This window comes from Microbacterium sp. zg-YB36, from assembly GCF_024623575.2.
GTDB lineage: Bacteria > Actinomycetota > Actinomycetes > Actinomycetales > Microbacteriaceae > Microbacterium.
In genome coordinates this window covers 1-13380 of the sequence record NZ_JANJFD020000017.1, presented here as the reverse complement: position 1 = coordinate 13380, position 13380 = coordinate 1, and the positions used below count along the sequence as shown (strand labels likewise).

The 13380-nt window shown below is 68.8% G+C and carries 9 protein-coding genes; 1 reads left to right on the top strand and 8 read right to left on the bottom strand.

Going from position 1 to position 13380, the window contains the following annotated elements; all coding sequences use genetic code 11:
* The 4 genes from NQ151_RS16705 to NQ151_RS16690 form a co-directional block, all read right to left on the bottom strand.
* The coding region (locus NQ151_RS16705; RefSeq protein ID WP_257528800.1) for a DUF5684 domain-containing protein at positions 1 to 810 on the bottom strand (810 nt) is incomplete at its 3' end.
* Positions 811 to 930: 120 nt separating this feature from the next.
* Positions 931 to 1593 carry a spermidine/putrescine ABC transporter substrate-binding protein gene (locus NQ151_RS16700; protein WP_257509068.1) on the bottom strand — a complete coding sequence of 221 codons (663 nt, stop codon included), beginning with the start codon at positions 1591 to 1593 and terminating at the stop codon, positions 931 to 933.
* Between the two features lie 61 nt (positions 1594 to 1654).
* Complete coding sequence (locus NQ151_RS16695; RefSeq protein WP_257528798.1) at positions 1655 to 2125, bottom strand: DUF6121 family protein; 471 nt, start codon at positions 2123 to 2125, stop codon at positions 1655 to 1657.
* Complete coding sequence (locus NQ151_RS16690; protein ID WP_257528796.1) at positions 2125 to 3168, bottom strand: ABC transporter; 1044 nt, start codon at positions 3166 to 3168, stop codon at positions 2125 to 2127. Before NQ151_RS16690 ends, NQ151_RS16695 begins: the two co-directional genes overlap by 1 nt.
* Before the next feature lie 131 nt (positions 3169 to 3299).
* On the opposite strand from NQ151_RS16690, the gene NQ151_RS16685 reads away from it, so the two are divergent.
* Positions 3300 to 3902 (top strand): hypothetical protein, encoded by a 603-nt coding sequence (locus NQ151_RS16685; protein WP_257528794.1) that lies wholly within the window; start codon positions 3300 to 3302, stop codon positions 3900 to 3902.
* Between the two features lies 1 nt (position 3903).
* On the opposite strand, the gene NQ151_RS16680 is transcribed toward NQ151_RS16685, so the two are convergent.
* The 4 genes from NQ151_RS16680 to NQ151_RS16665 form a co-directional block, all read right to left on the bottom strand.
* On the bottom strand, positions 3904 to 4476 hold the full coding sequence (locus tag NQ151_RS16680; protein WP_257528792.1) for a hypothetical protein: 573 nt from the start codon (positions 4474 to 4476) through the stop codon (positions 3904 to 3906).
* Positions 4477 to 4595: 119 nt separating this feature from the next.
* On the bottom strand, positions 4596 to 8471 hold the full coding sequence (locus NQ151_RS16675) for a DNA-directed RNA polymerase subunit beta' (protein ID WP_257509063.1): 3876 nt from the start codon (positions 8469 to 8471) through the stop codon (positions 4596 to 4598).
* Between the two features lie 64 nt (positions 8472 to 8535).
* Positions 8536 to 12036 carry a DNA-directed RNA polymerase subunit beta gene (gene rpoB, locus NQ151_RS16670; RefSeq protein ID WP_257509062.1) on the bottom strand — a complete coding sequence of 1167 codons (3501 nt, stop codon included), beginning with the start codon at positions 12034 to 12036 and terminating at the stop codon, positions 8536 to 8538.
* 408 nt (positions 12037 to 12444) lie between these two features.
* The coding region (locus NQ151_RS16665) for a 5-oxoprolinase subunit C family protein (RefSeq protein ID WP_257528790.1) at positions 12445 to 13380 on the bottom strand (936 nt) is incomplete at its 5' end.

The following is a 13380-nucleotide window of genomic DNA, read 5'->3' as shown; positions in this document are numbered from 1 at the left end:
GAACACCGCATCGGCGGCGGTCGGCACAGGCGCGGTGGGGCTCGGCGGGGCGGGCGGGGGCGGCGGTGCCCAGGCGGACGACGCGGTCGACCGCGCGGCGGGCTGCTGCACGCGGGCCGGCGCAGCCTCGGCGGGCACGGCCGGAGTGGCTGTGACACCGGGTTCGAGCACGGCCGGTCGGGCGGCCGGCGCAGCCGGGGCCGCCGGGGCCGCCGGCATGGCAGGGGCCGCGGCGGATGCCGCGTGCTCCGGCATCGGTGCCATGGCGGGGACCCTGGGGGGCAGCGGCGGCGGCGGGTACGCGGGGGCGGGCAGCGGCGGCCGGGGCGGCACCGTCAACTCCGCGGTGGCCGGCAGGCCCCCTAGCGCGGGGTCGAGGGTGCGCACGTGCTCGCTGCGCGCGTAGGCGGGGCTCGAGGCGGTCACGGCATCCGCGGCGCGCCAGCGGGGCTCACCGAATCCGACGACGCTGGCCCACACCGGGAACAGCAGCGCCGCAAGCGCGGTCATCCCGCCGCCCAGGCCGAAGCCCCGGTTGATGCGGTGCACCGCCACGATCGTGATGACCCAGAACGCCAGCGCGCCCAGGCCCGGGATGAGGATCAGCAGGAACCACCATCCCGACATGCCCCCGACCATCACGAGCGTGACCTGGTTGACGATCGGCACCCAGGCGCGCCACGGCTCCTGGCCGATCTTGCCGAACACCGCAGACAGCGCCAGGGCCGTCCAGACGTAGATCGCGAGCGCCGGGATGACACCGATCAGCGTGATCAGCACGAGGGTGGGGGTGGAGAGGCTATCGGACACGATGATCAAGGGCAGGAAGCTCCGCCCCAGCCTCCTCCCCGACGAGCCGTGCGGCACACACCGCGATGCAAGATGCCTCCACCCTAGAGCCCACGGACGCTGCGACGTGAGCCGGACCTGTCACGCCGGGTCCGTGGTGTCCAGGCCCGGCCCGAACGGCGCGTCCAGCGAGCGCGTGAGCTCGTCCAGCATCGCGGCGATCTGGGGTTCGACGTACTGGGTGACGCCGGCTTGGATGCGCAGGCGGTGGCGCAACAGGATCGCGCAGATCTCGCGGCCGATCATGTTCGCGTAGTCGTCGGCGAGCCCGACCTCCTGGCGAAGGGCGGCCTTGGCCTCTGGCCCCAGCGGCGGCAGGTCGGGCACGTCGGCATCCGCCTCCTGCGCGAGTCCCGCGATCGTGAAGAGGAAGGGTGCGCCCGGCTGCGGTTCGGGGTCCAGCGGAAGGCCCTCGAACTCCGGCTCCAGATCCTCTGCGGGCCGGTAACTGCGCGCACGGTTGCGCGCCGCCTGCTGGTCGAGCTCGGCCTGCAGCATCGGGAGGTTCTGGGCGGTGTAGACCGCCACGGCGTGGTCGACGATCGTCTTGATCCGGGTGGAAAGGCCGTGCTGCACCCCGTGGGGCACGTCGGAGCCGAGTCCGGCGGCGGAGAGCACCGGCGAGCCGAAGCACCGCCGGCACGGGGCGATGCGGCCGCGGTGCGTTGCCGGCTCCCAGCGCGGCAGCCAGCGCAGCCAGGCGTCGACGGCCTGGCTGACCTGAGTCTCGAGCGAGCGCTCCACGGTCACATTCTCGCCTGCGAAGGGGCCTCGCGCACAGCGCGCCCCGCCGCAGGGTCGCCGATCACTCGTCTTCGTCGCTCTCCCAGGGCCACCGCGGCCGCTGGGAACGGGTGCGCACAAGTGCCACGGCGCTCCACCCGGCCACCGCCCCGGCCACCGCCAGCACGACCGAGAACCACGACAGCACGAAGCTGGAGACCGCTCCCCCGAGCAGCCCGACGTCGACTCCGGCGATGACGACCCCGACGCACAGCCCGGCGAGGTAGCCGAGGAAGGCGGCCAGCGCCGCCACCAGCGCCGCGCTGTACGACGGCCGCGGCGCCCGCAGCATGACCCACAGCACAACGGCCACCGCGATCACCGACAGCGCCATGCCCGCGATGCCCGGTACCTGACCGGCTCCGGGGGCGTCGATGACCTCACGCCCGCTGACCAGACTGGTCACGCCGAGCCCGCAGATCGCCAGCGCGATGTAGCCGATGAGCGCGAAGGCGAGCGCCGTTGCCGGCTGCACTCCTTCGCGCTCGGGCATCACTGGCGGTACAGCTGCGGGCCGGCCTCGAGGGTGCGCTCGTACTCGCGCTGCGCCTCGTTGTTCAGCTCGGTGACGCGACGGCCGCGCGCGGCGACCCACGCGCCGAACCAGATCGTCAGCTCGCGGCCCAGGATGAATGCCGTGATCGCCAGCGGCACCAGCAGCTGACCCTCGACGAGTGCTGCGCCCTCGCTCGCGCTCAGCAGCCAGAACGGGGCCTGGAAGAGCTGGCCGAGCAGGTGGCCGCCGTAGGAAGCGATGCCCACGAGCAGTCCGAAGATCACCCAGAGGCCCCAACGGCCCCGGTTGATCAGACAGCCCAGCAGCCAGAAAGCGAAGAAGAACACGACGACCGGAACCCACAGTGCCCACGTGCCGAGGATGCCGAGGGTGACCTCGAGGACGTTCTCGACGGTGACGTCGCCGCGAATGGCACCGAAGCCCAGCCACGCGGCCAGGTACAGCACGCCGAATGCGAGCGCGGCGATCAGGCCGATGGCGCCGGCTGCGCCGCGGTTGCCGCGGGGGCGGGGAGCCTCGGGTGCCTGCACGAAGATCGGCTGCGGGTTGGAGCCGGCCAGCGGCTCGCTGGGGGTGAGCACGGGCGCCTCATACGCCGGTGCCACCGGCGGCTCGTACGCAACGGCCGCGGGGGCCTCGTACTCGTTCGCCGCGGGGGCGTCGGCGCGGTCGTCGGAGACGGCGTACGCCGGGCTCGACGCGGCGTCGTAACCGGACACGCTGGCCGGCTGCGCATCGGTCATGTCGCGCACCGGGGCCTCCGGCCGTGCCGGGTCGTACCCGGCGGCAGCGTAGTCGTCGTCTGAGGGCTCGTAGTCCGGCGACAGCGGGTCGGCGGCCACGGCGGGCGCAGGCTCGGCGGCGGTGTCGGTCGCGGCGGGCTCGGTCGGGTAGCCGTCGGCTACCGCGTCACGCCCGGCGGCCTCGGCATCGGCCAGACCCTCGTGGGCGCGGCCGACCACGTCGTCCACCGATGTGGGTTCTTCCACCGGCTCGCCATACGGCTTGGGGTCGGTCATGGGATGCACTCCTCCCGCGGGGCGCACGCCACCGCAGTGCCGAGGGTAACCCGGGCGGGGCGCGCACCAGCGCAGGCGTGCCGTCGTGTGTCGCACTCCGTTCCTGACTCGGGTGCACCTATCGTGGCGGCATGGACAGTCGGTGGGGCAGGATTCACCCGGATCGGGCATGGATCGCGGCGACGATCATCGCTGCGGCGGCCCTGCTGGGCGGCTGCGCGGGCGACGCGGAGCCGGCGGCATCCACCGTCATCGCCACCCCACCGCCCCCCGCCGCCACGAGCACCCCCACCGCCGCGGCCACTCCCCTGCCCGGCGCGGCGGACCTGCCGCGCGACTGCCGCGCCATCGTCTCCGGCGCGGTCCTGGCCCAGCTGGGCGCCACACCGCTGAACGACCCTGCGTTCGGTCCGTCAGGCACCCAGCCCGACGGCTCCCTGGTGTGCGTCTGGGGCGCACCCGATGCCGTCACGACCAACCTCCGCACCGCGATCTCAGCGGTCGAGGAGAACCCCACGATGGATGCGCTGAACGCCCTCGTCGCCGATGAGGGCTTCCAGTGCTACCGACCCGACGAGGGCGTGCGGTGCGAGAAGAGCTGGCCGAACGAGACCCACCCGGTCATCGACGGGCGCACGCTGTACTACCGCGCGGGTGTGCTCATCGACACGCAGTACTCCAACCTCGCCCCCACCGGCTTCACCGCGGCGGTCGTGGCGGCGGTGTTCGACTGACTCAGCCGTTCCACACCGTCTCGGCCACGCGCGAGGAGTAGCGCTCCGGATGCCACGCCGTCTCGACCGTCGACAGCCACAGTCCGTCGCCCAGCTCGAGCATCTCCAGCACGTCGCCCTCGGACTTGGTGCAGCGTATGCGGGTGTCCGACACGGGGCCGCAGCCGAACCCGAGGCCGGGCAGGGCCGACTGGGCGATCGCGCCGGCATCCGGCCCGGCATCGGCGAGCGTCGTGACGATCGTGCCGAGATCGGAGGTCCAGGTGCAGGTGAAACGCACCTGCGGGGCGACGGAGTCCACCAGCACCGTTGCCGCGGTGGCGGGCGGCGACTGGTCCTGCGACAGCTGCGAGCCGGCCTCCCACGACAACCCCGCCCACAGCGCATCGGTGTAAAGCGTCCGGCACGCCGCGGGAGTGGCATCGTCGGCGGAACCGTTCTGCGAATCTCCGGCGAGACCCACGACCACCGGCAGTCCCGGGATCGCCAGCCACACCAGTCCCGCCACGACACCGGCGGACAGGATGCCGACCGTCCACGCGAGCCACGGGCTTCGCTCACCGCTCCTGGCCATGCGCCACCTCCCCCACCACGGTAGGTCGTGGCGGCCCGCAGTGTGCGGCGGCGCGCGGAACGCCGAAGCGCCCCCGGCGTGAACCGGGGGCGCTTCGGGTTGTCGGGGTCAGTCCCCGATCAGTTGTATGTACCGGGCGTGAAGTCGTCCGTCGAGAAGCTGTCGAAATCGACGTAGCTCAGGTCGGCATCGCTGTACGTGCCGTCCGAGGCGAAGATGCGGTTGGGGTACCGCTCGCTCTTGGCCTCCTCCGTCGCTTCCACGACGACGTTGCGGTACTTCGCAAGTCCCGTGCCGGCGGGGATGAGCTTTCCGATGATGACGTTCTCCTTGAGGCCGACCAGCGGGTCGCTGCGACCCTCCATCGCGGCCTGCGTGAGCACGCGCGTGGTCTCCTGGAACGACGCCGCCGACAGCCACGATTCGGTCGCGAGCGACGCCTTCGTGATACCCATCAGCTCGGGACGACCCGATGCGGGGCGCTTGCCCTCGGCGACCGCCTCGCGGTTGATGTTCTGGTAGCGCTTGAAGTCCACCAGTTCACCCGGGAGCAGGTTCGTGTCGGCGTGGTCGACGACGGTGACCTTGCGCAGCATCTGGCGCACGATGACCTCGATGTGCTTGTCGTGGATCGGCACACCCTGCGAGCGGTAAACGCCCTGGACGCCGTTCACGAGGTACTTCTGCACCTCGCGGGCACCCATGACACGCATGACCTCCTTGGGGTCGAGCGTGCCGACCTGCAGGGGCTGACCGACCGTGACGTGCTGGCCGTCCTCGACCAGCAGCGTCGCGCGCTTGAGCACCGGGTACACGTGCGGCTCGTCGCCGTTGTCAGGCGTCAGGATGACCTTCTTGGCCTTGTCCGTCTCGTCGATCGTGATGCGTCCAGCGGACTCCGCGATCGGCGACGCGCCCTTGGGGGTACGCGCCTCGAACAGCTCCTGCACACGGGGCAGACCCTGCGTGATGTCATCTGCCGATGCCGAACCACCGGTGTGGAACGTACGCATCGTCAGCTGCGTGCCGGGCTCACCGATCGACTGGGCGGCGATGATGCCGACCGCTTCGCCGATGTCGACGATCTTGCCGGTGGCAAGCGAACGGCCGTAGCACTTCGCGCAGACACCGACGGCGGACTCGCAAGTCAGCACCGAGCGCACCTTGATGGTCTCGACACCGTCCTCCACGAGGCGGTCGATGAGCACGTCGCCCACGTCTTCGCCCGCGGTGGCCACGACCGTGCCCTGCGCGTCGACGACGTCGGCGGCGAGGGTACGGGCGAACACCGAGTTCTCCACGTTGTCATCGCGACGCAGCGTCCCGTCGGTGCCGGGTGCGGCGATGGTGAACTCCAGGCCCTTACCGGTGCCGCAGTCCTCCTCGCGGATGATGACATCCTGCGAGACGTCCACGAGGCGACGGGTGAGGTAACCCGAGTCGGCGGTACGCAGCGCGGTGTCGGCCAGACCCTTACGGGCACCGTGCGTTGCGATGAAGTACTCCGCCACCGACAGACCCTCGCGGTACGAGGAGATGATCGGGCGAGGGATGATCTCACCCTTCGGGTTGTTCACCAGGCCTCGCATACCCGCGATGTTACGGATCTGCAGCCAGTTACCACGGGCGCCGGAGCTGACCATGCGGTTGATGGTGTTGTCCTCGGGGAAGTTGTCCCGCATCGCCTTCTGGACCTCGTCGGTTGCCTCGGTCCAGATCTTGATGAGCTCCTGACGACGCTCGGCGTCGGTGGTCAGACCCTTCTCGAACTGGCCCTGCACCTTGGCGGCCTGCTTCTCGTAGCCGGCGACGATCTCGGCCTTGTTCGGCGGGGTGAGCACGTCGCTGAGGGCGACGGTCACACCGGAACGGGTGGCCCAGTAGAAGCCGGCATCCTTGATGCGGTCCAGCGAAGCTGCGACCTCCACCTTCGGGTACTCCTCGGCCAGCTTGTTGACGATCTGCGACAGCTTGCCCTTGTCTGCCTGCTCGCGAACGAACGGGTAGCCCTTCGGGAGGGTGTCGTTGAAGATCGCCTGACCCAGCGAGGCGTCCACGAGACCGTGGCGCTCGTAGGCCTCGGGGGCTTCGCCCTCGAGGAACGTCAGACCCGGGATGCGGATGCGCACCTTGGCCTGCAGGTCGAGGGTGCCCTCGTCCTTGGCCAGGATCGCCTCGCCGACCGAACCGAACACGCGACCCTCGCCCTTCGCGCCGTCCTTGACCGTGGTCAGGTGGTGCAAGCCGATGATCATGTCCTGCGAAGGCAGGGTGACGGGGCGACCGTCCGAGGGCTTGAGGATGTTGTTCGACGCCAGCATGAGGATGCGGGCCTCGGCCTGCGCCTCGACGGACAGCGGCAGGTGGACAGCCATCTGGTCGCCGTCGAAGTCCGCGTTGAACGCGGCACACACGAGCGGGTGCAGCTGGATGGCCTTACCTTCCACCAGCTGCGGCTCGAACGCCTGGATACCCAGACGGTGCAGCGTGGGGGCACGGTTGAGGAGCACGGGGCGCTCGCGGATGATCTCCTCGAGCACGTCCCAGACCTCGGGACGGGTGCGCTCGACGGCACGCTTGGCGGCCTTGATGTTCTGCGAGTGACCCAGGTCGATCAGGCGCTTGATGACGAACGGCTTGAACAGCTCCAGGGCCATCTGCTTGGGCAGACCACACTGGTGCAGCTTGAGCTGAGGTCCGACGATGATCACCGAACGGCCCGAGTAGTCCACGCGCTTGCCGAGCAGGTTCTGGCGGAACCGGCCCTGCTTGCCCTTGAGCATGTCGGACAGCGACTTCAGCGCACGGTTACCGGTTCCGGTGACGGGGCGACCGCGGCGGCCGTTGTCGAACAGTGCGTCGACGGCCTCCTGCAGCATGCGCTTCTCGTTGTTGACGATGATCTCGGGAGCACCGAGGTCCAGCAGGCGCCGCAGACGGTTGTTGCGGTTGATCACTCGACGGTAGAGGTCGTTGAGGTCACTGGTCGCGAAGCGGCCACCGTCCAGCTGCACCATCGGGCGCAGCTCCGGCGGGATGACCGGGACGACATCGAGCACCATGGCCGCCGGGCTCATGCCCGTCGACAGGAACGAGTTGACGACCTTCAGGCGCTTGATCGCGCGGATCTTGCGCTGACCCTTGCCCTCGGAGATCTGCAGGTGCAGGTTCTCCGCCTCGCCGGCCAGGTCGAACGCCTGCAGGCGACGCTGGATCGACTCCGCGCCCATGTAGGCCTCGAAGTACTGGCCGAAGCGGTCCTGCAGCTCGTGGAAGACATCGTCTTCCTGCTTCAGGTTGCCGACCTCGAGGTTGCGGAATTCATCCCACACGCGCTCGAGCTTGGAGATCTGCTCGTCGAAGCTCTTGCGGATGTTCGCCATGTCCTTCTCGGCGGCATCCTTGACCTTCTTCTTCTGGTCGGCCTTGGCGCCTTCCTCCTCCAGCGCGGCGAGCTCTTCTTCCAGCTTCGCCAGGCGGGCAGCGACTCGGGAGTCGCGGCGGTCGCCGAGGTTCTTCATCTCCAGGCGCAGGTTCGACTCGTGCGTCGGCATGTCGCGGTGACGCGCCTCGTCGTCGACCGAGATCACCATGTAGGCGGCGAAGTAGATGACCTTCTCGAGGTCCTTCGGCGCCATGTCCAGCAGGTACCCGAGGCGCGAGGGCACGCCCTTGAAGTACCAGATGTGGGTCACGGGAGCTGCGAGCTCGATGTGGCCCATGCGCTCACGACGGACGGAGGACTTGGTGACCTCCACGCCGCAGCGCTCGCAGACGATCCCCTTGAAGCGGACCCGCTTGTACTTTCCGCAGGCGCACTCCCAGTCGCGGGAGGGCCCGAAGATCTGCTCGCCGAAAAGGCCGTCCTTCTCGGGCTTGAGCGTGCGGTAATTGATGGTTTCGGGCTTCTTGACCTCGCCGAAAGACCAACGGCGGATGTCGTCGGCGGTGGCCAGACCGATGCGAAGCTCATCGAAAGATGTTGCGTCGAGCACTAGTTCTCCTGTGTCTCAAAAAATTTTCGGTTAGCCGCATTGCGGCATATCGCGATCGGCCGGATCAGATCTCGTCGATCGAGGTCGACTCGAACCGGGTGGAGATGTTGATTCCGAGCTCCTCCGCGGCGCGGAACGCCTCGTCCTCGCCGTCGCGGAGATTGACCGTCGTACCGTCTGCCGAGAGCACCTCGACGTTCAGGCACAGCGACTGCATCTCCTTCATGAGCACCTTGAAGGACTCGGGGATGCCGGGCTCCTGGATGTTCTCGCCCTTGACGATCGCCTCGTAGACCTTCACGCGGCCCACGATGTCGTCGGACTTGATCGTGAGGAGCTCCTGCAGTGCGTAGGCGGCGCCATAGGCCTCAAGGGCCCACACCTCCATCTCACCGAAACGCTGACCACCGAACTGCGCCTTACCACCCAGCGGCTGCTGCGTGATCATCGAGTACGGACCGGTGGAGCGGGCGTGGATCTTGTCGTCCACCAGGTGGTGCAGCTTCAGGATGTACATGTACCCGACCGAGACCGGAGCGGGGAACGGCTCACCGGAGCGACCGTCGAACAGCAGCGTCTTTCCGGTGGAGTCGATCAGACGCTCGCCGTCGCGGTTCTTCAGGGTCGAATCCAGGAGACCTGCGATCTCCTCCTCGAACGCACCGTCGAACACCGGGGTGGCGACCTTCGTGCCGGGGGCGGCTTCGAACGCCTCCGCGGGCAGGCTTGCCGCCCACTCCGGAGTGCCCTCGACCTTCCAGCCCTGCTGGGCGATCCAGCCGAGGTGAAGCTCCAGCACCTGGCCGAAGTTCATGCGACCGGGGATGCCGAGCGGGTTGAGGATGACGTCGACCGGAGTGCCGTCCGCGAGGAACGGCATGTCCTCGATCGGGAGGATCTTCGCGATGACACCCTTGTTGCCGTGGCGGCCGGCGAGCTTGTCGCCCTCGGTGATCTTGCGCTTCTGGGCGATGTAGACCACGACGCGGCGGTTGACGCCGGAGCCGAGCTCGTCGTCGCCGTCCTCGGCGTTGAACTCCTTGACCGCGATGATCGTGCCCTGCTCGCCGTGAGGCACCTTCAGCGAGGTGTCGCGGACTTCGCGGCTCTTCTCGTTGAAGATCGCGCGGAGCAGACGCTCCTCGGCGGAAAGCTCGGTCTCGCCCTTGGGCGTGACCTTGCCGACGAGGATGTCACCGGGGCGGACCTCGGCGCCGATGCGGACGATGCCGCGCTCGTCGAGGTCCTTCAGCAGCTCGGGGCTGACGTTGGGGAGGTCACGGGTGATCTCCTCCTTGCCCAGCTTCGTGTCACGGGCGTCGACCTCGTACTCCTCGATGTGGATCGAGGAGAGCGTGTCGTCCTTCACCAGGTTCTGGCTCAGGATGATCGCGTCTTCGAAGTTGTGGCCCTCCCACATCATGAACGCGACGAGGAGGTTCTTGCCGAGCGCGAGCTCGCCGTTCTCCGTCGCCGGTCCGTCGGCGATGACCTCGCCGACCTCGATGCGGTCGCCCGCCGAGACGATGACGCGCTGGTTGTAGCTGGTGCCCTGGTTGGAGCGGTCGAACTTGCGCAGGAAGTACTCCTGCGTGCCGCCCTCGTCCAGCTGCACCGTCACGACGTCTGCCGAGACCTCGACGACCACGCCGGGCTTGTCGGCGGTGACGACGTCACCGGCGTCGATCGCGGCGTAGCCCTCCATACCGGTGCCGACGACAGGCGACTCGCTGCGCAGCAGCGGGACGGCCTGACGCTGCATGTTCGCACCCATGAGGGCGCGGTTGGCATCGTCGTGCTCGAGGAACGGGATGAGCGAGGTCGCCACCGACACCATCTGGCGCGGGGAGACGTCCATGTAGCCGATCTCGTCGGCGTGGAACAGGTCGACCTCGCCACCCTGGCCGCGACGGGCCAGGACCCGCTCGTTGACGAACGTGCCGTCCGCCTTCAGCTCGACGCCGGCCTGAGCGACGATGTAGTCGCTCTCTTCGCTGGCGGTGAGGTAGTCGATCTGGTCGGTCACGCGACCGTCCACGACCTTGCGGTACGGGGTCTCGATGAAACCGAACGCGTTGATGCGGGCGAACGATGCGAGCGAACCGATCAGGCCGATGTTCGGGCCTTCAGGAGTCTCGATCGGGCACATGCGGCCGTAGTGCGAGGGGTGAACGTCTCGCACCTCGACGCCGGCACGCTCACGGGACAGACCACCCGGGCCCAGCGCCGACAGGCGGCGCTTGTGGGTCAGACCCGCGAGCGGGTTGTTCTGGTCCATGAACTGCGACAGCTGGCTCGTTCCGAAGAACTCCTTGATCGCGGCGACGACGGGGCGCACGTTGATCAGGGTCTGCGGCGTGATGGCCTCGATGTCCTGCGTGGTCATGCGCTCGCGGACGACGCGCTCCATGCGGGACAGACCGGTGCGGACCTGGTTCTGGATGAGCTCGCCGACCGCGCGGATGCGACGGTTGCCGAAGTTGTCGATGTCGTCGATGTCCAGACGGATCTCGGCAGGCTGGCCGTTGCGCAGACCATCGAACGTGGTGTCGCCGCGGTGCAGGCGAACCAGGTACTTGATGGTCGCGACGATGTCCTCGACCGTCAGCACCGAGTCGCTCAGCGGCTTGTCCAGGCCCAGCTTCTGGTTGATCTTGTAGCGACCGACCTTCGCCAGGTCGTAGCGCTTGGAGTTGAAGTAGAAGTTGTCCAGCAGCGCGCGGGCAGCCTCAGCGGCGACCTGCTCGCCCGGACGGAGCTTGCGGTAGATGTCGCGCAGCGCGTCTTCCTTGGTGAGGATCGTGTCCTTGGACAGCGTCTCCTCGATGGAGTCGAAGCCGGCGAATTCGGCCATGATCTCTTCGCTGGAAAGACCCAGGGCCTTGAGGAACACGGTGACGGACTGCTTGCGCTTGCGGTCGATGCGCACACCGACCTGGTCGCGCTTGTCGACCTCGAACTCGAGCCAGGCACCACGGCTGGGGATGACCCGCGCCGAGACGATGTCCTTATCGGAGGTCTTGTCGGGCGTGCGGTCGAAGTACACACCGGGCGAACGCACCAGCTGCGAGACGACGACGCGCTCGGTGCCGTTGATGATGAACGTGCCCTTGCCGGTCTGCAGCGGGAAGTCGCCCATGAAGACGGTCTGAGTCTTGATCTCACCGGTGAGGTGGTTCATGAACTCGGCCTCGACGTACAGCGGGGCGGCGTAGGTCTTGCCGCGCTCCTTGCACTCCTCGATCGAGTACTTCTCCGGCTCGAGGTAGGGGTTCGTGAACGAGAGCTGCATCGTCTCGCCGAGGTCCTCGATGGGAGAGATCTCCTCGAAGATCTCCTCGAGACCGCTGATCTCGGGAACGTCGGTACGACCGGTTGCCTGCGCCTGTGCGACGCGGGTCTTCCAGGCGTCGTTTCCGACGAGCCAGTCGAAGGACTCCGTCTGCAGCGCCAGGAGGTCGGGGACCTCCAGCGTGTCGGAGATCTTCGCGAACGAGAGCCGCGAGGCTCCGCGTCCGTTTTTGATGGTGGTGGTGGGGTTGGATGCGTTGCGCGCAGCAGCCAAGGGGATTACCTCCGTGGGCCCGGGCAGGGCTCGTTTTCCTTGTCGTCAGGTGGAGTGCTCCCTCTTGATCCCCGGAGCCTGACGACCGCACACCGCGATGAAGCGGGGGACGCAGGCATAGCCGACCACCATATGAGGGCAAGGGGAAGGGAGCGCAAAGAACAACTATATGCCGCGCGACGCGCCATGTCCAGCCGGATTCTTGACGAGGTGCGGATGCTGCGGTATAACCGCGCGTCATCCCCCTCATTTCCCCTTATTCCGGGGCGGGCCTGTCCTGGGGAGATGGGCGGGTGCCGGGGGGGGGCGGCATCCGGAATCTCACTGACGTAGGCGAACTCACCGAGGGAGGAGGATCCGGCGGGAAATGGCCTGTCTTGGGGAGATGGCCTGTGCTGGGGAGACGGGTCAGGGGCGGGCGTGGCGGAACCGCACCCGCATGCCGGGGCGGGCCTGGGCCAGGGCATCGAGCGCGGCATCCGTCGCCACGGCGATCACCGGGTACCCGCCGGTGACCGGGCCGTCGGCGCAGAGGATCGTGGGACGCCCGCTCGGCGGCACCTGCAGGGCGCCGGGCACCATGCCTTCGCTGGGCAGCTCGCCAGTCTTCACCTGCGGCAACGGCGGGCCGTCCAGCCGCACGCCGACGCGGTCGGCGTCGCCGGTGACGATCCAGGTGGCGGTGAACAGCGCGTCGTGGGCGGATGCCGCGAACCAGTCGGCCCGCGGACCGGGCGCCAGGTCCAGTTCGAGTTCGGCGGCGGGCGGCGGGCTCCACGGATGCAGGTCGAGCGTGGGGATGCCGCCGGCGGTCATGCCCGCACGGTGCAGCGCGTCGCCGGGTCGCAGCGGCGGCGGGCCGAGCCCGGCGAGCACGTCCGTCGCCCGGGAGCCGGCGACCGACGGGCCGTCGAACCCGCCCCGCACGGCGAGGTAGGCGCGGACGCCGTGGGCGAACCCGTCCAGCTCCAGCGTCGCCCCCGCCGGCCACGAGAACGCCGTATACGGGTCGACCGTGTGCCCATCGACGGTGATCGGGCCCCACGCGCCGGTGACGACGGCGACGAGGTCACGGGCCGCACGCAGGAGGCATCCGCCCATCGTCACCTCGATCGCCGCGGCGTGCTCGGCGTTGCCCAGAAGCCGGTTGGCGGTGCGCAGCGCTCCGCGATCGAGCGCCCCCGACCGCGCGAGGCCCTCCGCCGCGTGCCCCGGCCGGCCCAGGTCCTGCACGGTCGCCAGGGGCCCCGGCGCGACGACTTCGACCGCGGCCGCCCCCTCCCCGTGAGACCACACCTGGTCGCCGAGACCCTGGGTGGTTCCCACGGTCTCGGCGATCAGCTG

Bases quoted from the DNA above. Each gene is read 5' to 3' on its own strand.
- NQ151_RS16695 (WP_257528798.1), bottom strand. From the start codon at position 2,125: ATGCCCGAGCGCGAAGGAGTGCAGCCGGCAACGGCGCTCGCCTTCGCG.
- NQ151_RS16690 (WP_257528796.1), bottom strand. From the start codon at position 3,168: ATGACCGACCCCAAGCCGTATGGCGAGCCGGTGGAAGAACCCACATCG.
- NQ151_RS16685 (WP_257528794.1), top strand. From the start codon at position 3,300: ATGGACAGTCGGTGGGGCAGGATTCACCCGGATCGGGCATGGATCGCG.
- NQ151_RS16680 (WP_257528792.1), bottom strand. From the start codon at position 4,476: ATGGCCAGGAGCGGTGAGCGAAGCCCGTGGCTCGCGTGGACGGTCGGC.